The sequence below is a fragment of the Bacillus sp. AFS077874 genome (genome assembly GCF_002566505.1).
GTDB lineage: Bacteria > Bacillota > Bacilli > Bacillales > Bacillaceae_G > Gottfriedia.
In genome coordinates, this window is the sequence record NZ_NUYF01000010.1 from 59,035 (window position 1) to 81,346 (window position 22,312).

Here is a 22,312-nt window from a genome sequence, read left to right on the forward strand (position 1 = left end):
TAACTCCACCTTATCTCAATTTTTCAAAAAAACTTGATCCATGTGATGGCATTGAAACTTTAAAGTTTTCTGCAATGGTTGCCCCAATATCTGCAAAAGTTTTTGGTATTTCTAATTCTTTACCTTCTGAAAACTGTTTACTATAAACTAGTAATGGAACATATTCTCTTGTATGGTCTGTACCAGTATATGTCGGATCATTTCCATGATCGGCAGTAATCATTAATAAATCATCTTCTTTTAATAAATCAAATACTTCAGGTAATCTTGCATCGTATTCTTCTAATGCTTTACCGTAACCTAGTGGATCTCTTCTATGACCGTATACTGCATCAAAATCAACTAAATTTAGGAAGCTTAAACCAGTGAAATCCATTTTTAATGTTTCAACTAATTTATCCATACCGTCCATATTTGAAACAGTACGTAATGCTTTCGTAATTCCTTCACCATCGAAGATATCAGCAATTTTACCGATTGAAATTACATCAAAATTCGCATCTTTTAATTCATTCATAACAGTACGTCCAAATGGTTTTAATGCATAATCATGGCGATTTGGTGTACGTTTGAAGTTTCCAGGCTCACCTACAAATGGTCTCGCGATTACACGACCAATCATGTAAGGATCATCTAATGTTAATTTACGTGCAATTTCGCAATAACGATATAAATCTTCTAAAGGAACAACTTCTTCATGAGCTGCAATTTGTAAAACAGAATCAGCAGACGTATAAACGATTAAATCGCCTGTTTTCATATGCTCTTCACCAAGTTCAACTAATATCTCAGTTCCAGAAGCAGGTTTATTTCCGATTATTTTACGATCAAAATGAGTTTCCAATTCGCTTATTAATTCTTTAGGGAATCCATCAGCAAAAACTTTAAATGGCTTATCAATATGAAGACCCATGATTTCCCAATGTCCAGTCATTGTATCTTTTCCAACTGATGACTCTTCCATTTTTGTGTAATAAGCAAGTGGCTTATCGGCCTTTGGAACCCCTTTCAATTCTCTAATATTACTTAATCCTAGTTTTGCCATGTTCGGCATATGTAAACCATTCATTTCTTCAGCAATATGGCCTAGTGTATCTGAACCAACATCATTAAATTTTTCTGCATCGGGAGCTTCTCCGATCCCTACAGAATCCATAACAACGAGGAACACTCTATTAAATTTTCTATTCATTTGTTTTCCTCCTAACTCATCGAAACAAACTGAAACATAAATGATAGCGTCAGATGTCTGACAACTAAAGTATACTTATTGTCCTAATTCTTTTCAAGAATTATATTTTCCAATTTGTGTCTATTGATACTATATTTCCCCAGAATACTGTTATTTTGACATAAATATTTCATAATTTTATTCTTTTTTAGCCGCTAATAAAAATGATATGCTAAAAATTCCTCTTACATACTGTATTGAAAAAATAAAAAGCCCAAGCTTATAAGCTGGGCCTTTTAGCGTATTATGCTGTTTGATTTTCTGAACTTGCAACTTGATGTTTTTGTGCTTTTCTTTTAGCAACTATTGTACCAGCTGCAATTACGATTGCAGTCATGACAATTTTGAACGCTATAATAATTGTTTTACTTTCAAAAACATCATGAATCATTTTTTCATGAGTAATCATACCGGCTGCAGTCCAAGCTAAGATACCTGAACCAATTGTTGTAATAATTGGGTATTTGTTCATAATTTTCATTAATAATGAGCTTCCACCAACAATAATTGGAATTGAAATTAAAATACCAATTACGATTGCAACTAAGCTACCATGTGATACACCAGCTAAAGCTAAAACATTATCAAGACTCATTAACGCATCAGCAATGATGATTGTTCGAACTGCTCCCCATAATGTAGCACCACTTTTAACTTCGCCGTGTCCAGAGTCATCGACTAATAATTTAAAAGCAATCCATAATAACATTAAACCACCGATTGCATAAATAAACGGAATTTTTAATAAATACACGATTACTGCTGCAAATACTATACGTAGTCCAATTGCACCTAATGTACCAAATAATACTGCTTTTTTCTTTTGGTCTGCTGGTAAGTTTTTCGCTGCTAATGCGATAAGAATAGCATTGTCACCACTTAATAACAGGTCGATAAAAATTACATTCAAAAGTACGCCAATACTTAATCCACCTAATAAATCCATGACTCTTCCCCCTTATGAAACTACTATTTTTAATTAAACAACCTGTACCCGTGACTACAAAATAAAAAGACCTTTGCCAATAGTTGTAGTTCTACGGCAAAGGTCTTGCTGAGCATACATATGTATGCCAACAAAGCCGATGAGAATTTCTTCTCATGTAATGACGACTTTGTTTCAGGATCTCTCCTGACGCTACTCCCCTTTGGAGTATTCGATTGTTTATTAATAATATAATAGTATTCTAGCTAGTCCATTATGTCAATAGATTTTTAATTGGTTTTTAATTATCGTTTTTATGCTTTCATTTCAATGTAGATAATTAACTTATTGTTTTGTCAATATTTTTGGTCCATTACTTGTAATCGCTAAAGTATGTTCATATTGTGCTGAATTTTTTCCATCTCTTGTTCTAGCTGTCCAGCCATTTGAATCCATTGTTGATTGCCATGATCCTAAATTAATCATCGGTTCAATCGTAATGACCATCCCCTCACGCAGTCTTAAACCTTTACCAGCCATACCAAAATGAGGAACATATGGCTCTTCATGAAGAGTTGGTCCTATGCCATGTCCAGTAAAATCACGTACAACAGAATAACCTAATGACTCAGCATAAGATTGAATCGCAAAACCAATATCACCAATACGGTTTCCTACTACAGCTTGCTCTATACCTTTATATAGGCATTCTTGCGTAACTTTTAATAAGTCTTTGTTTTCTTTAGCTATATTTCCTACACCATATGTCCAAGCCGAATCAGCAAGCGCACCATTTAAATTTACAACCATATCAATCGTTACAATATCTCCATCTTTTAATGGTTTTTTACGAGGGAATCCGTGGCAAATCTCATCATTAATTGAAGCACAAGTTGCATATTTATATCCTCGGTAACCTTTTTGCTCCGGTTTCGCACCATTTTCAGCTAAAAACTTTTCTACAAATTGATCGATTTCCCAAGTCGTAATCCCAGGTTTAATCATTTTTGCAATTTCCTTATGCGTAGCAGCTAATAAAGTACCTGCTTCATCCATTAAGTTAATTTCACGTTCAGTCTTAATCGTAATCATTTATTTCATCCTTTCAAGTCACCTAAGTTTCAGTTCATACATGATTAATTTAATATATTATGCTTTTCACATTATAACAATCATTTTACAAGAAAAAAGAGCTTAATTTAAGCTCTTAATGTGTAAACAAAATTTTAAAAATCTGAGGTTCAGACTGATTGCAAGCGCNNAGCAACGAAGAAAGCGAGCGTTTTGCGGGCAGTCTGAAATTAGGCTCTTGGATGAAACTCTTTATAAACATCCTTCAGTCTATTTTTCGTTACATGTGTATAAATTTGTGTTGTCGATATATCCGCATGTCCTAGCATTTCTTGAACTGATCTTAAATCAGCGCCATTTTCTAATAAATGTGTTGCAAATGAATGACGTAAAGTATGCGGTGTTAATTCATGTTGAATATTTGCTTTTTCAGCTTGTTTTTTTAAGTTTTTCCAAAATCCTTGTCTAGACATTCTATTACCATGATGATTTAAGAAAAATGCATCATTATTTTTTTTACCCTTTAATTCATTTCTTGACAATTTTAAATAATTTTCAATTGATTCAATCGCAAGCTTACCTAAAGGAATAATTCGTTCTTTACTTCCTTTACCTAAGCATCGCACAAATCCCATAGTTAAATTAATGTCAGATAGATTTAATGATAATAACTCTGACACTCGCATGCCAGTAGCATATAACAATTCTAACATTGCCTTATCTCTTAAACCAAATGTAGAGTGGTCAGGTACTTCTAATAAAGCCTCTACTTCCTGTAGTGATAAAACCTTTGGAAGTACTTTTGGCGCTTTTGGAATTTCTATTAATAGTGAAGGATCGTCTTTCATACCATCAACCTCACGAATTAAAAATTGATGAAATGAGCGAATTGTTGCTAATTGACGAGCCATTGTTCGAGCTGTTAAATCTCTTTCTTTTAAATATTTTAAATAACTAATAATATGTAACCTAGTTATATTTGAGAGACCATTTATATTTTCAACAACGTCTAAATATTTTCCGTAGCTTTCTAAATCCTTACTATATGATAGAATTGTATTTTTAGATAAACCTTTTTCAACTTGGATAAAATGGATAAAATCCTCCGTTGCAAAATCAAATTCTTTTTTAAAAGGTGTTTTATCAGTCGTTGTCACATTTCATTACTCCCCGTTTTGATAAAACCGTACCAATTGGTTAAAAGCACCATCCTTTTTATGAATGTCCACCTTTAACATAGAGCCTTCTGGTCGGTCATATCGATGCATATTTTCATATTCAGAATGAATCCATTGAATAGCAAAATAAAATAAAATTGTACATGTAATAAATAAAATAGTAACTTTTATTACATTAAAAACAATACCTGCTCTTTTTTTCATATGACCACCACCTTTTGCTAGAAGTAAAGACATCATTACTACATACTATGCAAAAATAGGACAAATCATACTTCAAAAAATCAACATTAATCATTCAGTGTCATTTTTTAGAACATGAAAAAGAGCAGACTCTTTTTATTGAACTGCTCCGTCTTTTAAGAATCAAAAATAAAATGATTTTAATTAAATTAAAATCATTTTACTACTCTTCGTTTTGATCATGGCAACGATGACATACACCATGAAATGATAATCGATGATCTTTAATTTTAAAATTCCAACGTTCTTCAACTGTCTTTTCAACTTCACTTAATAGATTTTCATGAATTTCATCTACTGCTCCGCAAACCGTGCAAATTAAATGATGGTGAAAATGTTGTGCACCTTCATGTCTTAAGTCGTATCTTGAAACGCCATCACCAAAATTTATTTTATCAACAATTGTTAACTCAGTTAGTAATTCTAACGTACGATAAACAGTAGCAAGTCCAATTTCTGGCGATTTTTCTTTCACTAGGAGGTAAACATCTTCTGCACTTAGGTGATCTTCTTCGTTTTCTAATAAAACACGAACAGTGGATTCCCGTTGTGGTGTTAATTTGTATCCTGCTAAATGTAGTTGTTTCTTTATTCGTTCAACTCGTTCTTCCATTCTTTTCACTCCCTCGCCACTTGATAATAATTATAACAAAGAAAGAGAAAGTGTCAAAAATTATTTGTTAATTTTTTGAAACAATTATTTCTGAAATGGCTTTTAAAAAATAAGTTGAACCATATGCCTCAATAATACTTGCAATACTTAAGCAAACAGCAACAACTCCAAAGACAATAGAATACGAGACTAACTGTTTCATAATTGGTTCATTATCATTTTTAATAAATTGTTTTCTAATCATTCGAATGGATAGCTGAACTGCTAAAACTGTTAATAGTATATATAATGGTAAAACGATAACATTTTGTGGAAAAACAGAAGAAAATGCTAATAAAATACCATGCCAACCTAACTGATTGACTAAAAATCCAACTGTAAATCCAACTACCAATCCTTTCATAAATAATAGAATAAGAATGATTGGTAATCCGATGATTGAGATCCCTAAAACCCAAATCAATGCTAAAAACTTCAAATGAGAAGAATAGCTAGAAAGGAACACTTCATTTCCGCTAATATAATCACCATTATTTACTTGTCCAAAAAAATGTGTAATAAAGGATAGAATATCCTGCTTTTGACTCACATTCATACTATTTACGATGACTGCTCCAAATACTACACCAAAAAGTAAGATCACACTAACAAAAATATAGAGTGACAAATAATCTTTAACATGTTTTTTCATCGTTGTTTTGACTGAGCTTCTTGTCATGATATCATCTCCTGGACTATATTCTCTCTTCATTTTATGAATGGACAAGTAATTTATTCTATTAATTTATAAAAGTTGAAAAATTAATAATAAAGAAAAAGTGGTTCTTGTTCCTATATTATGGAAAGGAATGATCAGTTCCATGATGCTTGCTTTTCGTACGGCGATTATCTGATTGCGAAATGGAATTATTTCAACAAATAGAAAAAAGCTGTTAAAGTCAGGCAACGACTAAAACAGCTTTGTTTTAATTTAATAATTCAATTTGTTTTTTTATGATATGACCGATCGATTTTGCATTTTCTTCATTATTTCCATAAATAGTTGAATGTGTATGGCCTTCTAATGTTTGACGGCTACCTTGATTCGTTGTTTCACAATATTCATTATGATATTTTTCAACTTTATGTAGTAATTCCTTTTTTTTCTTCAGATTAAGCTGTAAACCACTTTGATTGGAAGCTGTTAATACTATTAAAGGAATATTCATTTTAATTTTCAATGCGTCCTTTATACGTAAGTTACTATAATTTAGGTTTTTCCACTCACTAACAACAGTCTTCCAATGCTTATAGCTCTTAATTGCGCTAATCATTTCGAACTGATTATCTGGGGTAGTTTTCATTATTTTATTAATTAGCTTATTTGGTATTGCCTTAGTAAGATTAAATTGGTTTGCATTTTTCATCATTAACGCAAATTGATATAGTAACTTATCATATAATTTCTGTTCATGTTCCTCTAGAGTCGGATGTGTTGGATCGAGTAAAATCATAGATTGGATAGCATTTGGAAAAAGGCGAGACAATTGGAATACAATATATGCTCCTAGAGAATGTCCTACAGCAATTAATGGACTTTTAATATTTAATGCTAATAAAATATCATAGCATTCAAAAGCTTGTTGTTCTGTTGATCGTTCTGTAGTCCATATTCCACTTTTTCCATAACCTAAGCGATCGTATGTTATAACTCTGGCATATTTACTCAACTCTTCTTGTAAATACTTCCATTGATGAAGAGTATGCATCATTCCACATTCTAAAAGAACTGTGACTTTGCCATCCCCTTTTACTCGAACGTGATATGTGCCAAGCTCACCATTAACAAACAATATTCTCACCTTCATCGTATTTGATTAGTTGTCTTATTGTATACATTTTTCCTGTTTTCTATTTTATCTTTAATTCTTTAATTTTTGCTTAATAAAAATGTTTTTTTTTCGAGATAAGCATTAGAAACGTTAAAAAAAGACGTTAAAAAAATTAACGTCTTTAGTCTTAAAGTTTTTAAATTGTTTCTTTTTTTCCTTCGTAAGCTTCTTTTACTTCTTCGTAAAATTGAGCTTGAGTTGCAGAAAAATATGGTGCTACATAAAATAAAGCTAGCCCAAAAGTAATGATGATTAATAGAAGCCAACCGATGAATGAAAGCCATAATAAAAATAATTTCCATTTATATCCATCCATCATTCTTCTACTTAATGTAATTGCATCCAATGCACCCATATCTGGATGATCTTTTAAAATATATCCAACTTGTGAATAAGCGATTGATTTAATTATACCAGGTACTATTAGTAAAATAAGCCATAGGATTGTAAATAAAGCTACTAAAAATCCAACGATTATTCCTCTTATAAATTGATGTCCACTATTAAAATAGAAAAATAAGTCCGATAAATTTTTTTCCTCATCACGAATAAGGTTTAAAAAGTAAACAATTAATCCATAACCTAGTAATGTGTTTACGACCCAAGTGATAATATCAATGACTGTTTGCACTCCTGCGGGAATTATCACTTTATCATCCATTGGATCCAAAAATAAATTCCCACTGTAATGGTAATTGACTGGTCCATTAAGTAGCATATGAATAAGTCCTTGTACTACCCAAAAAACCACAAGTGTTAAAATCGCTTTACCCCAATTACCAGATAGACGACTTTTAGCTGTTTTTTTAATTGATGAAATTCTCATCTACTCATCCTCTCAAAAAATGTCACTTTATTTTACCATGTTTATTTCCATATTTTGAGAATTATTTTTAATTTTATTTTAATTTTTTTGTAATAATTGTAAATATTGGACTGCAAAACATGTTTTTGCATCATGGATTGAACCTTTTTTTAGTTCCTTTAGACACTCGTCTAGTGTTAGCTCAAAAATTTCAACAAATTCATCTTCGTCTAAAGCAGCACTATTTTCTAGTTTCTTTAAACCTTTTGCTACATATATATGTATGTACTCGTCTGCAAACCCCGGTGAAGTATAAAAAGATTGTATATGCTCCCAATTTGCTGCTTCATATCCAGTCTCTTCTTCTAGCTCTCGTTTAGCCGTTACAAGTGGCTCTTCGCCTTTTTCTAGTTTTCCTGCTGGAATTTCTAGAAGACTTCTTTCTAGCGCTTTTCGGTACTGCTCAACAAAAATAATTTTTCCTTCATTTGTAATTGGAATAACAGCCACTGCGCCGGGATGCTTTACGATTTCACGCGTACTTGTATTTCCATTCGGTAATTCTACCTTTTGATGATAAAGAGAGATAACTCTTCCTGTGAATACTTTTTCTTCCGCTAGTGTTTTTTCTTCAAATTTTTTCATTTTTTTCATCACCTTGTTCTAATTTATATGGTTGTCACATACATTTTATCATTTATTTCATTAAAATACTTTCTGAAATGAGGTAGTCTGATGAAAATGTGTATGACGGAAAATTCTGTTGTCCTTGTAGGCTCCAAAACAGAAATTTTAAAAACCCTCGAAGTTATTGGTATGCAATATAAAACCGTTCAAGAATGGATTCAAAACTCCAATGGAAAGCTTCTATATGTTGTAAAATAATTCTCTTTTCCCTACAATTATATTTGGAGGGATTTATATGAAAAAACGTAAGCTTGGTTCTACTTTATTAGAAATATCCGAAATTGGTTTAGGTTGTATGTCTCTTGGGACAGAAGAAAATGAGGCGATTTCAACAATTCATGCCGCAATCGATGCTGGAATCAATTACTTCGATACAGCTGATTTATATGATTTTGGTAAAAATGAAGAAATCGTTGGAAAAGCTTTAAAAGGTCGTAGAGATCAAGTGGTTATTGCAACGAAAGTCGGAAACCGCTGGAATAATTCAATTGATAATAAATGGTATTGGGATCCATCTAGAGCATATATTAAAGATGCTGTTAAGGACAGTTTACGTAGATTAAATACAGATTATATCGATTATTATCAGCTTCACGGTGGAACAATCGAGGATCAATATGAAGAAACTATTTTTACTTTTGATGAACTAGTAAAAGAAGGCTTAATACGCCATTATGGAATCTCTTCAATTCGTCCAAATGTTATTAATCGATTTGTAAATCATTCATCTATACAAGGTGTTATGATGCAATATAATGTGCTAGAGCGTAGACCTGAAGAATTTTTTCCGTTTTTCGAAAAACATCATATTTCTGTCATTGCACGCGGTTCCGTAGCAAAAGGTCTATTAACAAGTAAATGGGAAAAGAAACTATCTAACAAGGGCTATATGTCCTATACAGAACAAGAATGTAATGAAACAATCCAAAGGCTTCTCCAACTTCTAGATGAGGAACAATCCTTACATAGCTTAGCTTTACAATATGTTCTTTCTCATAAAGCAGTTTCATCGTTAGCTGTTGGAGCTCGAAATAAAGAACAATTACTAGATAATCTTAACGCATATATAGCAAAACCATTAAATTCACAACAAATCGCCAAAATAAAAGAAATTTCACTTCTTACGAAATACGAGGAACATCGTTAAGCCACTCCTTCCTTCCAAGGAAGGAGTGTTATTTCTTCCATTTACTTGCTTTTCGATCGATTTCATCTAAAAATTCTTTTCGTCCCCTTTTATATTCTGTTTTGTTTTTAGCAAGTTCTTTTTTTAATTTTATATATTCCATTGCTTGATCAGTATGCGCAATCATATATTCCCTAAATGCAATATTTCGTTCAACAGCAGCATTTCCTTCTGGGTATACTTGAATATGAAAACTACAATTATCATCACATTTGATAAAAAATCTTCTGTCTTGATTAGATTGATCCCCCAATTTTTCGTAACCTAACGTTTTTAGAACATCACTATACTCATCAAACTTTTTTAAGCATTTAACTACGATCATTAAGTCAATGATTGGCATCGCAAACATATTCGGAATTGAAGTACTCCCTATATGATAAATTGCTGCTTTCTCCGGTAATAATAGATCAATTGCCTTTTTTTCTGACTGAAAATCTTCTTCCCAGGAAGTACGATAAGGTACAATTTCAATATTCTTTTTCATAGTGAACACCTACACTTTTTTCATTAATCTTCCTTTTATAGCATTCGTTAAAGGTCACTTAATTATTGAAAAAATTAATTGGGTGAAATAAGTGTATAAAAATAGATTCTATATCATCATGACTTTTCACCTATCTCCTACTACCTAGAATGAAACTTTTTCTGTTTATATAAACTAATCCCTTTAACCTAAAAATCATTTAATAAATGTTTAAAAATCATCATTTAATACTAAATTAAATTTTGGTTAAAATACTCACAATTTCTACTTTTATTGGTTTCTTTGCATTATAATTATTTTAGTTACTAAGATATTTAGTTACGTTAACTTTTTATAGTACTTCCTATTTTAAGGAGAGAATGAAATGTCAGAAAACCCAATCATTCGAAGTGAATTTATTCCGTCTCTAATAATGGAATTTAGAAAATTTAGCACTTCAATCGTTCTTTTTAATGAAGGGCTTGCCTCGAACCTGCATTTAAATGCGACTGATTTACGATGTCGAGAGTTACTTTGTCATACTGGTCCAATTTCAGCTGGAAAGTTATCTCAATTAACACATCTAACTACTGGTGCTATAACAGGAGTTATTGACCGACTTGAAAAAGTCAACTTTGTTGAACGTATTCAAGATCCGAATGACCGTAGACGAGTAATAATTCAACCTGTGTATGAACGTGATGATGAATTAGCAGAGCTTTTTAAACCATTATCTGACTCTCTTTCTAATATTTTTAACCAGTATGATGACAAAGAGTTAACATTATTATTTAAATTTTGGAATGATATTAATGATTTGATTCCAAAAGAGACTAAAGAATTAAATAAGGGGGAAACTTGATGGTTTCAAAAGACAGCAAGGTTGGCTTTGTCGTAGCAGGTCTATTATTAGGAATGCTCATGGCGGCTATGGATAACACAATTGTTTCAGCTTCGATGCCGACAATTGTTGGAGAACTAGGTGGTTTAGACCAATTTATTTGGGTAACCTCTGCATATTTGGTTGCTACTATGGCAAGTATGCCGATTTTTGGAAAGTTATCCGATATGTATGGACGTAAACGATTTTATTTATTAGGACTTTTAATTTTCTTAATTGGTTCTGCATTATGTGGAACAGCAAATAGCATTGTTCAATTAAGTGTTTATCGTGCGATCCAAGGAATTGGCGGAGGTTCATTAATGCCAATAGCCTTTACAATTATTTTTGATATTTTCCCTCCTGAAAAACGAGGAAAAATGACTGGTTTATTTGGTGCAGTTTTTGGTCTTTCTAGTGTATTTGGACCACTTTTAGGAGCGTATATTACTGATCAAATTGATTGGCGCTGGATTTTCTATATCAACTTACCTTTAGGTATTATTTCTTTATATTTAATCTCTCAGTTTTATAAAGAAAATCTTCACCTTAGAAAACTTAAAATCGACTGGTTTGGTGCAATTACACTTGTTGGTTCAGTTGTCAGTTTAATGTTTGCACTTGAACTGGGTGGTAATGAATACGATTGGAACTCTGGTCCAATTATTTCCTTATTTGCAATCTTTGCAGTATTGTTTATCGCATTTATTCTAATTGAAAGAAAAGTTGAAGAGCCAATTATTTCATTTAGCTTATTTAAAAAGCAGCTATTTGCGGCAACTCAAGGTGTTGCATTTTTCTACGGTTCTGCTTTTATTATTACGACTGTATTAATTCCACTTTTTGTTCAATCAGTTTATGGTGGTACAGCTACAAATTCTGGTATCATTCTTATTCCGATGATGCTTGGTTCAGTTGTAGGTAGCCAGGTAGCAGGACAATCGGTACGTAAATTTAGTTATAGAAGCATCATGTTAGTTTCAGTTGTTTTATTCTTTATTGGAATGTATTTATTAAGTACATTAGATACTAATACAGCTCGATCAACAGTAACGTTTTACATGATTATCGCTGGTCTTGGAATGGGTTGTTCATTCTCATTATTAAGTATGGCAACTCAACACAAAATCGAACCTCAAAAACGAGGCATCGCTACATCAACAAATACTTTCTTTAGAACATTAGGTATGACAATTGGTGTTACTATTTTTGGAACAATTCAAAACCACGTATTTAAAAATAAATTAAGTGATTTACTTGGTAATTTAGGTGCATTTGGCGGAAAAGTTGACTCACGTGCATTATTATCCGCTGATGCAAGAGCTAAAATTCCACCAGAAGTACTTCATAAAATCTCAGAAGCAATGGCCCATTCTGTTGCGACTACTTTTAAATGGACACTTATTCCAATTACTTTAGGTTTTATCGCGATTATCTTAATGGGTAAAGAAAAGTTAACTTTTGAAGTAAAAGAAAATAGAGCGAAAAAAGCTCAATAAAAATAATGCCAAATCCTAGATGGATTTGGCTTATTTTTTTCTCTAAAAAACTAATTATTTTTACATTTTTCAACATTTATTTACTTTTATTTATTATTTTAATCATTTCAACTTTAAATTCGTCATCTATTCTTATAGAGTAATAGATTTATATGAGGAGATGATTAAATTTTGAATAGGAAAAAGTTAATTTTAGCAGCAATGACATCAATTTTGGTATATTCGGGAGTTAACCAAGTTTCAGCACAAACAACTTCTGTGAACCAGAGTGCGTTTAAGTCATTTGGACCAAAAGGATTTGACCTTCAAGCACACCGTGGAGGACTGGGGCTTACAGTTGAATCAACTATAGCTTCATTCTCACATGCACTTGAACTCGGCGTAAGCACCCTTGAGCTTGACGTACAAATAACTGAGGATCATCAAGCTGTTATTACGCACGATCGTAAGATTTCTAGTACAAAATGTTCTGACACAAAGCCAGCATTCGTTGGCGATTCAGAGTACCCATACGTTGGTAAATACATAAAAGATTTAACGCTAGCTCAAGTAAGAACGCTCGATTGTGGTTCAAAAGGTCTACCCCAATTCCCTGGCCAGCAACTAAGTCCTGGTGCTCGTATGCCACTGTTAACCGAGGTATTTGATCTTGTAAAGAAATACAAAGCTAAAAAAGTGTGGATGAATATCGAAACGAAAGTTGAAGCTGGAGCACCAGAACAAACAGCTCCTCGAGAAGAATTTGTTCAAATCGTTGCCAAACAAGTACGTGAAGCTGGGATGTTGAACCAAGTGTCAATTCAAAGCTTTGACTGGGGTTCGCTCAAGCTTATGAATGAAGTTGAACCTCGATTGCCTCTTGTTGCGCTAACGAACGGACCAGAATTTCTACAACCTGGCAAACCTGGTAAATCACCTTGGTTAGGTGGAATCGATATAGATGATTTTGATGGAAATCTCGTTGATGCGGCTCATTCATTAGGTGTAGATGCAATTTCTCCAGTCCATGGATTCCCACAGGATGGCAAAATTACTGATTCGAACTACACGCCTTATATTACTAAAAGTATGGTTCAAGAAGCTCACCAGTACGGTATGAAGGTCATTCCATGGACAGTTGACGACCAGCCAACTATGCAAAAGCTTATTGATGATGGTGTCGATGGAATCATAACGGATTATCCTGACCGACTACGTGATGTGATGAATCAGTATCATTTTAAGTTACCTAAAAGCTACTCTGCAAAGTAAATTTAGTTTATTATTCTCTCATTATATAAAAATCAATGCTCTGTATAATCTAAATGTTGATTTTGAAAAAAAGGGTGTCTATTTAGGCACCTTTTCTAATAGAAGATATATATTTTTCCCACTCGCTATTTGTTTTCTATGGATCTTATTTAATTTTATATCTTTTTTTATTTGAAATAATTTATTTTTTAGTTTATTGATTTCATGTGATTTATGTCACAAACAATGATAATATCCCCCCATATAATGAAGTTAGTAAAAATTGTTAGGGGGATGAAAGATGTTTTGTAACCAATGTGAACAAACTCCGGTTGGTGGTTGTAAAATTGTAGGTGTATGTGGAAAAGATGAAACAATTGCAAGTTTACAAGATACGATGGTTTATGGATTAAAGGGAATTGCAGCTTATCGAACACATGCAGCTCAATTAGGGTATACTGATCCATTTGTTGATCAAGTAACACATGAAGCACTTTATATGACTTTAACAAATTCTAATTTTAACTTACAAGAGCACATAGATATGGCTATGAAAGTAGGTCAAGCCGCAATTCGTGTAATGGAGCTTTTAGATGAAGCTCATATAAAACATTTTGGAATTCCTGAACCTGTAAAAGTTTCTTCTAATAGAATTGAAGGAAAATGCATCGTAGTTACTGGTCACAATTTATTTGCATTAGAAGAATTGTTAAAACAAACAGAGGGTAATGGTATACATATTTACACTCACTCTGAAATGCTACCGGCACACGGTTATCCAGCATTGAAAAAATATCCACATTTAAAAGGAAACATTGGAAAAGCTTGGTTTGATCAACGTCGTTTATTTGAAAAATTCCCAGGAGCGATTTTAGCAACCACAAACTGTGTGATGCCTATAAAAGGAAGTTATGCAGACCGCTTCTTCTCATATGAAGTGGCGGGATTAGAAGGAGTAACAAAGATTATAGAGGAAGATTTTTCACCATTAATTCAACGTGCATTAGAGCTACCAGCAGCAAATATTGAATCTGAAGAAGTAATGACTACTGGTTATCATCACGAAACAGTTTTGTCTATTGCGCCAGAAATTGTAGAAGCTGTAAAAAATGGAAAGATTCAACGCTTCTTTGTTGTAGCAGGTTGTGACGCGCCAGGTAAAGGTGGAGAATATTATCGTGAGCTTGTAACTTCTTTACCAAATGATACAGTAGTTTTAACAACATCTTGCGGTAAATTTCGCTTTAATGATGTAGACTACGGTACTGTAACTGGTACAAATATTCCTAGATTTATAGATTTAGGGCAATGCAATAATTCAATTTCAACAATTAAAATTGCGGCTGCATTAGCAAAAAGCTTTAATTGTAGTGTCAATGAATTGCCAGTGAGTATTATACTTTCTTGGTTTGAGCAAAAAGCTGTTGCCATTTTATTAGGGTTATTTAGTCTTGGAATTCAAGATATTCGAATTGGACCAAAAGCACCTGACTTTATTAATGAAGGTGTATTGAATGTATTAGTTGATACATTTGGCTTAAAATTAATTACAAATGCACAAGACGATTTAAAAGCTATATTACAAGGCTAATAGCCAAATTGAACAAGGAACTTCTCTTACATGAGAAGTTCTTTTTGACGTTGAAACAAAGTAGTCATTTAAACTAGGAATGTCTTGTTGATTTCCTCTACAAAATGTTCACTTTCCATGGGTCATGAGCTAAAGCCTCCCCGTTGCTGTGGGTCTCACCCTTCCTTCATCTCCCATAGACGGACAATAAAAAACAACTATTACAAAAATAGTTGTTTTTTATCCACCAATATATGACATTTCAATTTTACGATTTTTATGACTTTCTTCTGTACGGATCTCAGAGTATCTGTCATCTCGTTTTTCCCAGATTGATTGAATTGTTGCTGAAATGGATTTATCTGTTACGCCAGAACGCAACATATTCCTTATGTCATACCCTTCTGAAGCGAATAGACAGGTGTATAGCTTTCCATCTGTAGATAGGCGGGCTCTCGTGCATGAACCGCAGAAGTTTTCTGAAACTGATGAGATAAATCCTACTTCGGTATTCGTTCCTTTATATCGATATCGTTTTGCTACCTCGCCAAAGAAATCCTGCTCTATTGGCACCAACTCATATTGTTCTTGGATCATATCGAATAATTGCTTCTTTGAGATAACGTCTTTAAAATTCCATCCATTTGTACACCCTACATCCATATACTCTATAAATCGTAATGTAATATTATTCTCTTTAAATAAACGCACCATTGGTAATACTTCAGTATCATTTAGACCTTTCTTTACTACCATATTTACTTTGACTTCTAGCCCTGCTTCCCTAGCTGCAAAAATTCCGTTTAAAACGGTGGAGACGCTCATATTCATATTATTTATCTTCATGAAAACTTTATCTTCCATAGAATCTAAGCTTACATTTACGCGGCAAATTCCGGCTTCTTTAAGTGCTTTGGCGTTTTTTGCCAAAAATACACCATTTGTTGTTAATGTCACATATTTAATTCCTTCAATTTTTGAAAGATGTTTAACCAGTGTTGGTAGATCTTTTCTTAAAAGAGGTTCCCCCCCTGTTAAACGAATTTTTTCCACACCTATTTTTGCAAATAATTTTGCTAATCGAACAATCTCTTCAAATGATAGGATTTCATCTTTACTCATAAAGGGATAGTCAACTCCAAATATCTCTTTAGGCATACAGTAGCTGCATCTAAAGTTACAACGGTCTGTGACAGATATTCTTAAATCTCGTAATGGTCGATTGCGAGTATCGAGAATATTCTTCATTTTTTTCCACCCCTTATTTTTTGTACGACTATATTAGCATACAAAATTATTTCACTGTATGATGTATGTCACAACCTTGTATTTAAACTATTTAGTATTTATGTTCTAGACTGTCTTGTTGGACGATTAACTATCAATTTGCCATATGAAGTTTCAACTGCTACAATGGCAATATTTTCATATTCTATCTCATTAGAGCTATATGCTATTCAATCACATGGTATTATAATAATAAATGTAATACATAAAATACTTGTTTAAATACATAAAAACATTTATGTTCAACTATAACGAAGCGGAGATACTTTGATGGAAAAAAATAATAATAGAAAAAGTGACCTTTCAATCGTTTCTAAAGACTTGGCTTCCTTATTACAGTCAATCGGATCAACTCGTGCAGTAAAAAAAGGCACCTTCTTATTTCAAGAAGGAGAAGATGCTAAAGAATTGTATCTTATTAAATCAGGAATGATCCAAATAAGTAAACTGACTCTAAATGGTGATGAATTAAATCTTCGCATTTGTCAAAAAGATGACTTAGTTGGAGAATTGACTCTCTTTTCAGAGAATGCGACTTATATGCTTAGCGCTTACGCTCTAGAAGCAGCAGAAGTGCAAGTCATTCCTATAGAAATCTTAGAGGAAAAACTAATTAACCACGCTCCATTGACATTTGAATTTATGAAATGGATTTCTACTCACCTTAGAAAAAATCAATCAAAGATTCGAGACTTAGTATTAAACGGTAAAAAAGGCGCACTTTACTCTACACTCATCCGTATATCGAACTCTTACGGGGAAGTTATAGAAAACGGAATTCTTCTAAATATTCATCTTACCAATCAAGAATTAGCTAAGTTTTGTGCTGCTACAAGAGAAAGTGTTAATCGGATGTTAAGTGATTTAAAGAAAAAAAATGTTATTAGTTATTCTCCTGATGGAAAAATTATTATTAAAGACTTACAATTTCTTAAAAATGTAATTGGCTGTGATAACTGCCCAAAAGATATATGTAACATAGATTAGTTCTCTTTAAGACTGTTAAAGTAATATGATTAAAAAATAAGTAACCTTAACTTAGGCTCTAAATAGTTAAGGTTATTTATTTTTTATTACTTTAATTATTTATAAAATAGATTAGTTCACCATAGATTACGCTTGTATAATTAGAAAATCTTCCTTCCTTATAACTGATTTCAAACATAATAACGCTTTTTTTAGCTAGTTGTGTGAAAAGAGTCACAGTTTTACTCAAATCGTTTTTATATAATGATGAAAATATATGGTCTAATACTATAGGGAGAGAAAAAAATTGTATAAACCTGATTATTTACTTAATTTGAAAAGCCTTTGTTTGTTTCAAGATATCAATCATAACCTCTTAAAAAAAATAGTTGTTGCATCCAATCTATACTTTAGGGAAACTAATGAAAATATAACTATTCACAATGAACAGAATATAATTATCATTTTAACCGGAAAAGTAAAAGTCCATATGAAAGAATCGAGTGGTCTTCAATATAAAATTGGCTACTTAAAATCAAGTGATGTATACTTTCCTAGTCTCTTTCTGGATACTCATGTTAACAATTCCATTCTTCTTGAAGTTACCCAGTCTACGACATTTCTAGAAGTCCCTTTTTTATTTATAAAAAAATTGTCTTGTAAAGATCCTGTTTTAAAACGTAATATTTTGCGTTCTTTTCATAAAAACCTACTAAGTACTTACGATGAGATTTTCAATTTGTTGAGTTAACGAATAGTTTAAAATAAGTTATCCATCCTTCCTCCTATTTGTGTGATATAGTTCACAACATTACTTTCGATTGATTGGTAATATTTAGTTAATAAATTTTATTATTGATCCATTGAAAGGGGCATCATTATATGAAAAGTTCTAAAATCCAATTACCTCTTCAAACATCAAGTCTCATCGTAGGGTTCATGGTATGGGTACTCATTTCTTCACTCATGCCAAATATTCGTCAAGATATTGAATTAACAAATGGGCAAGTCTCTTTAGTCACTGCCATCCCTGTAATTTTAGGAAGCATCCTCCGTATTCCAATCGGGTATTACACAAATCGATTTGGAGCAAGACCTATTTTCACCATCTGTTTTCTTGCACTTTTATTTCCTGTATTTTTCATTAGTCATGCTGATTCACTTTTAGATTTAGTTATTGGAGGATTGTTTGTTGGTATAGGTGGTGCAGTCTTTTCAATCGGAGTAACTTCACTACCAAAGTATTACTCTTCAAATAAACATGGTTTTGTGAATGGAATCTATGGATCTGGTAATATCGGTACAGCTATTACTGCATTTTCTGCACCTGTTTTAGCGAAATCATTTGGTTGGGAAACAACAGTCAGATTTTATTTAGTATTACTAATTGCTTTTGCGTTATTAAATTTTCTGTTTGGTAATAAAAATGAGAAGAAAGTAAATGTTCCGATTGTAAAACAAGTAAAAGAGGTTTATCGCAATTCAACTTTATGGTCACTAAATTTATTCTATTTCATTACTTTTGGATCATTTGTTGCTTTTACAATCTATTTACCCAATTTCTTAGTTAATAATTTTAATTTAAGTCCTGTTGACGCTGGTATACGTACGGCTGGATTCATTGCTCTAGCAACACTTTTCCGACCAATCGGTGGCTTTCTTTCAGATAAATTCAATCCTTTCAACATATTATTGTTTGTCTTTGGTGGGCTAACTTTCTCTGGAGTTCTATTATCTTTTTCTCCTACTATTAAACTGTACACTGTAGGGGTTTTATTAGTAGCAGTTTGTGCAGGGATCGGAAACGGTACAATCTTTAAATTAGTACCGCTTTACTTTACAAAACAAGCCGGAATTGTAAATGGTTTAGTTGCTGCTATGGGAGGTTTAGGAGGCTTCTTCCCTCCTCTAATTTTAACATCTGTTTTTAGCTTGACAGGACATTATGCGATCGGATTTATGGCTTTATCTGAATTTGCCCTTCTCAGTTTTGTTATTGTAGTATGGATGACTTTCCGTGAAAAATTGAAAACGGAATATAAAATATTAGAAAATACAGCCCAAGCAATGATGGTTACAAATGAGCAAGGAGTAATTCAAAAAGTAAATCCTTTCTTCACTAAAGTAACTGGCTACAATAAAGAAGAAGTCATTGGGAAAAAACCAAGTATCCTTCAATCAGGACATCACAACAAAGCATTCTATTCACAACTTTGGAAACAGCTCAAAGATCAAGGTAGCTGGCAAGGTGAAATTTGGAACAAGCGTAAAAATGGTGAAGTTTATTTAGAATGGCTGACGATTACTCAAGTGTGTAACGATAATGGCAAAGTGATTTATTATATCGGTCAGTTTAGTGATCTATCGACTAGTAAGAGTAAAATAAACTAACTTAAAATGAAGTTTATTCTATATCTATAACTTGTAAAAACATCACTGAAGTAGATTATAGATTTGATTCTTTACATAATGTGGTCCATTTAATAGGGACCACTTCTTTTTTGTATGAAGACTTATGTTTATAAAACTCCCCACCTACCTGTAATAAATGTCACAGGATCTTTCTTTGTTCTCTTCTATAATAAGGAATGAATCGATTATAACGATAAAGTAACGCAGAGGAGATATTCATAATGTTAACTGTTGAATTACACAGTATTAGCCCTGATCTATCTATAGAAGATGCTCTTCATTTGAGGGGATTTGGAATTCAAAAAGGAACGTATTTTTACACAAAGGGTAACATTAAATTAGAAGGTGTCATAGATTCTGATAAAAGATCTTTAAAAATCAATATTCCCCCACAATTAAATCTAAAACAATATACAATCGTACACCATATTATTAAGAATCTTATTCTAGTTCTTAATGCTGAATATAATGATTCTCAAAGTTTATTAGGCTACTTAACAAATGGAGAAGGAGCATACATCATTACAAATTGGGACTATTGGGTTGCCTTTCTTCAAAAAGCGAAACTACGTAGTTTAGAAGGAAAAAAAGTACAAGTATTCGATGAAACAAATAAAGAGATTGCCTCTGGTATGTTTATTAGCTACAAGATGGATGAACAGTCATCTAATATTATCGAATGTATATTGATTACACATTTTGGAGAGAGATCCTTTAAAGGAAGCAGTTTATTAATTGAAGCAACAAACGAGTGGTAACTTAAAAATACTTAACCTATTAACACACAAAATTTGATTAATAATCATCAATAGAAATCCCCCAGTTTTTTAAAAACCGGGGGATTTCTATTATTACGTCTAAAGCATACACTCTATCACTGTACCTTGATTATTTTTGATATTCTTTCTTTCTCCATTTTAAGTAGGTAAGAAAGCAAACGATAGAAGAAACAACTCCTATAACTGTATATAGCCTAACATGTTCATACTCTTCTCCATAAAAAGACTCAATCGTCCATTGAAGCATCACTACGTTAACAATTAAGGTTATAAATATGATTATCCAATATTTTTTATGCACCATGACGAACTTTCCTTCCGACTGCGTAAACAACCCCATCTACTACTTCTAATTCAATTAGTGGTAATTCACGCTGAGGTGGGCCAGCTAGAGGCTGACCATTGTCCACACTAAAAAATCCGCGGTGACATGGGCATAATAGCTTTGATTCTTCTTTATCATAAAAAACAGGGCATTGTAAATGAGTGCATTTATTATTATAAGCTTTTAGATTACCATCTTTTGTGTGTACTAGTATTGCAGGTTCATCGGCTGTTGGATAGTTAAATTTTATTGAACTATCTTTTGGTAAGTCTTTCAACTTTATAATCTTTTGTCTGTTTAAATCTTCTTTCTTGTTATTAAGGGCAATAGCTGAAAATGGAACAGTCGCTAATCCAAGAGCAACAGAAGCCCCTACAACGGACTTCAGAAAGGATCTTCTGTTTAATTTTAAATCTTCATTTCTGTTTAAATTATCGATTAAGTTAATCATATCATCATTAGATTCTTTTACATTTCGTTTACCTTTATTTTCTTGAGGCATAGGTACGTCTCCTTTCGCGATATATGTACTTAATCTGTATATACTCCAAAGAATTCTGGAACGTATTCCCACTTATTTCCTTCTTGTGGTTTTTTACCTTCAACGAGATTCATCTGAGATCTTTTTCTACGCAACTGCTGCATTTCATCAAAGTCTATAAAACGAATCGCATCACTAGGACATACGGAAGCACACATTGGTGCAATATCGTATTTTGAGCGATCGTAGCACATGTCACATTTGTACATTTTATTTTCTTTAAAATCGAACTTAGGAATACCGAACGGACAGCCAAAAGTACAATTCCTACATCCTATACATTTCTCTTCCATAGCTGAAAGAACTACACCTTCTTCTGTTATTTGAATGGCATTCGCGGGACAAACACGTGCACAGGCTGGATCTTTACATTGCATACAAAGCATCGGATAGGTTTGTCGACTTTCCATGAAATCAACATATTCTACATAGTTTCTTTCTTTTGCGTCATGATCACCGCATTCTCGGCAAGCTGCTTGACAAGAACGACATCCTATACATCGCTCAAATTCTAAATACATGATTTTATTCATCTATCCCCTACTCC

24 protein-coding genes are annotated in these 22,312 nt (G+C 32.6%); 10 read left to right on the forward strand and 14 right to left on the reverse strand.

Going from position 1 to position 22,312, the window contains the following annotated elements:
- Positions 1-10: 10 nt before the first annotated feature.
- The 10 genes from deoB to COJ46_RS11545 form a co-directional block, all read right to left on the reverse strand.
- On the reverse strand, positions 11-1,192 hold the full coding sequence (deoB, locus tag COJ46_RS11500; RefSeq protein WP_098565936.1) for a phosphopentomutase: 1,182 nt from the start codon (positions 1,190-1,192) through the stop codon (positions 11-13).
- A 283-nt stretch (positions 1,193-1,475) separates the two neighbouring features.
- Positions 1,476-2,177, reverse strand: coding sequence for a TerC family protein (locus tag COJ46_RS11505; RefSeq protein ID WP_097979035.1), 702 nt, complete (start codon positions 2,175-2,177; stop codon positions 1,476-1,478).
- A 324-nt stretch (positions 2,178-2,501) separates the two neighbouring features.
- Positions 2,502-3,248, reverse strand: coding sequence for a type I methionyl aminopeptidase (gene map, locus COJ46_RS11510; protein WP_097979034.1), 747 nt, complete (start codon positions 3,246-3,248; stop codon positions 2,502-2,504).
- Positions 3,249-3,457: 209 nt separating this feature from the next.
- On the reverse strand, positions 3,458-4,384 hold the full coding sequence (xerD, locus tag COJ46_RS11515; RefSeq protein WP_098565937.1) for a site-specific tyrosine recombinase XerD: 927 nt from the start codon (positions 4,382-4,384) through the stop codon (positions 3,458-3,460).
- Between the two features lie 6 nt (positions 4,385-4,390).
- Entirely contained in the window at positions 4,391-4,609 is a 219-nt protein-coding gene (locus COJ46_RS11520; RefSeq protein WP_097974731.1) for a YqzK family protein, read from the reverse strand.
- A gap of 202 nt (positions 4,610-4,811) precedes the next feature.
- Positions 4,812-5,261 carry a ferric iron uptake transcriptional regulator gene (gene fur / locus COJ46_RS11525; RefSeq protein WP_056466931.1) on the reverse strand — a complete coding sequence of 150 codons (450 nt, stop codon included), beginning with the start codon at positions 5,259-5,261 and terminating at the stop codon, positions 4,812-4,814.
- A gap of 67 nt (positions 5,262-5,328) precedes the next feature.
- Complete coding sequence (gene spoIIM / locus COJ46_RS11530; RefSeq protein ID WP_098565938.1) at positions 5,329-5,979, reverse strand: stage II sporulation protein M; 651 nt, start codon at positions 5,977-5,979, stop codon at positions 5,329-5,331.
- Positions 5,980-6,226: 247 nt separating this feature from the next.
- A complete protein-coding gene (locus COJ46_RS11535; RefSeq protein ID WP_176522476.1) occupies positions 6,227-7,093 on the reverse strand; it encodes an alpha/beta fold hydrolase in 867 nt (288 codons plus the stop codon).
- Between the two features lie 175 nt (positions 7,094-7,268).
- The gene (locus tag COJ46_RS11540) at positions 7,269-7,958 is read right to left on the reverse strand and encodes a DUF975 family protein (protein ID WP_097974727.1); all 690 of its coding nucleotides are present in this window, start codon (positions 7,956-7,958) and stop codon (positions 7,269-7,271) included.
- A 78-nt stretch (positions 7,959-8,036) separates the two neighbouring features.
- Positions 8,037-8,582 (reverse strand): NUDIX domain-containing protein, encoded by a 546-nt coding sequence (locus tag COJ46_RS11545; protein WP_097974726.1) that lies wholly within the window; start codon positions 8,580-8,582, stop codon positions 8,037-8,039.
- A 90-nt stretch (positions 8,583-8,672) separates the two neighbouring features.
- Here COJ46_RS11545 and mciZ point away from each other — a divergent pair, with 90 nt between their 5' ends.
- Positions 8,673-8,822 (forward strand): Z-ring formation inhibitor MciZ, encoded by a 150-nt coding sequence (gene mciZ / locus COJ46_RS24155; protein WP_129688645.1) that lies wholly within the window; start codon positions 8,673-8,675, stop codon positions 8,820-8,822.
- Between the two features lie 37 nt (positions 8,823-8,859).
- The gene (locus tag COJ46_RS11550) at positions 8,860-9,771 is read left to right on the forward strand and encodes an aldo/keto reductase (protein ID WP_098565939.1); all 912 of its coding nucleotides are present in this window, start codon (positions 8,860-8,862) and stop codon (positions 9,769-9,771) included.
- A 28-nt stretch (positions 9,772-9,799) separates the two neighbouring features.
- Here COJ46_RS11550 and COJ46_RS11555 read toward each other — a convergent pair whose 3' ends face one another.
- Entirely contained in the window at positions 9,800-10,297 is a 498-nt protein-coding gene (locus tag COJ46_RS11555; protein WP_098565940.1) for a GrpB family protein, read from the reverse strand.
- 364 nt (positions 10,298-10,661) lie between these two features.
- Here COJ46_RS11555 and COJ46_RS11560 point away from each other — a divergent pair, with 364 nt between their 5' ends.
- The 4 genes from COJ46_RS11560 to hcp all read left to right on the forward strand — a co-directional run bounded on the left by COJ46_RS11560 (position 10,662) and on the right by hcp (position 15,476).
- On the forward strand, positions 10,662-11,138 hold the full coding sequence (locus COJ46_RS11560) for a MarR family winged helix-turn-helix transcriptional regulator (RefSeq protein ID WP_097974721.1): 477 nt from the start codon (positions 10,662-10,664) through the stop codon (positions 11,136-11,138).
- Positions 11,138-12,655 (forward strand): MDR family MFS transporter, encoded by a 1,518-nt coding sequence (locus tag COJ46_RS11565; protein ID WP_097974719.1) that lies wholly within the window; start codon positions 11,138-11,140, stop codon positions 12,653-12,655. The genes COJ46_RS11560 and COJ46_RS11565 overlap by 1 nt, the downstream gene beginning before the upstream one ends.
- Positions 12,656-12,826: 171 nt before the next feature.
- The gene (locus COJ46_RS11570) at positions 12,827-13,906 is read left to right on the forward strand and encodes a glycerophosphodiester phosphodiesterase (protein WP_286145505.1); all 1,080 of its coding nucleotides are present in this window, start codon (positions 12,827-12,829) and stop codon (positions 13,904-13,906) included.
- Positions 13,907-14,186: 280 nt separating this feature from the next.
- On the forward strand, positions 14,187-15,476 hold the full coding sequence (gene hcp, locus COJ46_RS11575) for a hydroxylamine reductase (RefSeq protein ID WP_097974718.1): 1,290 nt from the start codon (positions 14,187-14,189) through the stop codon (positions 15,474-15,476).
- Between the two features lie 219 nt (positions 15,477-15,695).
- Here the strand turns inward: hcp and moaA are convergent, their stop codons facing one another.
- Positions 15,696-16,703 (reverse strand): GTP 3',8-cyclase MoaA, encoded by a 1,008-nt coding sequence (moaA, locus tag COJ46_RS11580; RefSeq protein WP_098565941.1) that lies wholly within the window; start codon positions 16,701-16,703, stop codon positions 15,696-15,698.
- Positions 16,704-17,012: 309 nt separating this feature from the next.
- Here moaA and COJ46_RS11585 point away from each other — a divergent pair, with 309 nt between their 5' ends.
- The 4 genes from COJ46_RS11585 (at position 17,013) to COJ46_RS11600 (ending at position 20,878) form a co-directional block, all read left to right on the forward strand.
- Positions 17,013-17,729, forward strand: a complete 717-nt coding sequence (locus COJ46_RS11585; protein ID WP_098565942.1) for a Crp/Fnr family transcriptional regulator — start codon at positions 17,013-17,015, stop codon at positions 17,727-17,729.
- 286 nt (positions 17,730-18,015) lie between these two features.
- Positions 18,016-18,459, forward strand: coding sequence for a cyclic nucleotide-binding domain-containing protein (locus COJ46_RS11590; RefSeq protein WP_098565943.1), 444 nt, complete (start codon positions 18,016-18,018; stop codon positions 18,457-18,459).
- A 131-nt stretch (positions 18,460-18,590) separates the two neighbouring features.
- Entirely contained in the window at positions 18,591-20,099 is a 1,509-nt protein-coding gene (locus COJ46_RS11595) for a nitrate/nitrite transporter (RefSeq protein WP_098565944.1), read from the forward strand.
- A 242-nt stretch (positions 20,100-20,341) separates the two neighbouring features.
- Positions 20,342-20,878: a hypothetical protein gene (locus tag COJ46_RS11600; protein WP_098565945.1), complete on the forward strand. Its 537-nt coding sequence runs from the start codon at positions 20,342-20,344 to the stop codon at positions 20,876-20,878.
- A 314-nt stretch (positions 20,879-21,192) separates the two neighbouring features.
- Here the strand turns inward: COJ46_RS11600 and COJ46_RS11610 are convergent, their stop codons facing one another.
- Complete coding sequence (locus tag COJ46_RS11610) at positions 21,193-21,726, reverse strand: QcrA and Rieske domain-containing protein (RefSeq protein WP_098565947.1); 534 nt, start codon at positions 21,724-21,726, stop codon at positions 21,193-21,195.
- 29 nt (positions 21,727-21,755) lie between these two features.
- Positions 21,756-22,298 (reverse strand): 4Fe-4S dicluster domain-containing protein, encoded by a 543-nt coding sequence (locus COJ46_RS11615; RefSeq protein WP_098565948.1) that lies wholly within the window; start codon positions 22,296-22,298, stop codon positions 21,756-21,758.
- Positions 22,299-22,312: the final 14 nt, after the last annotated feature.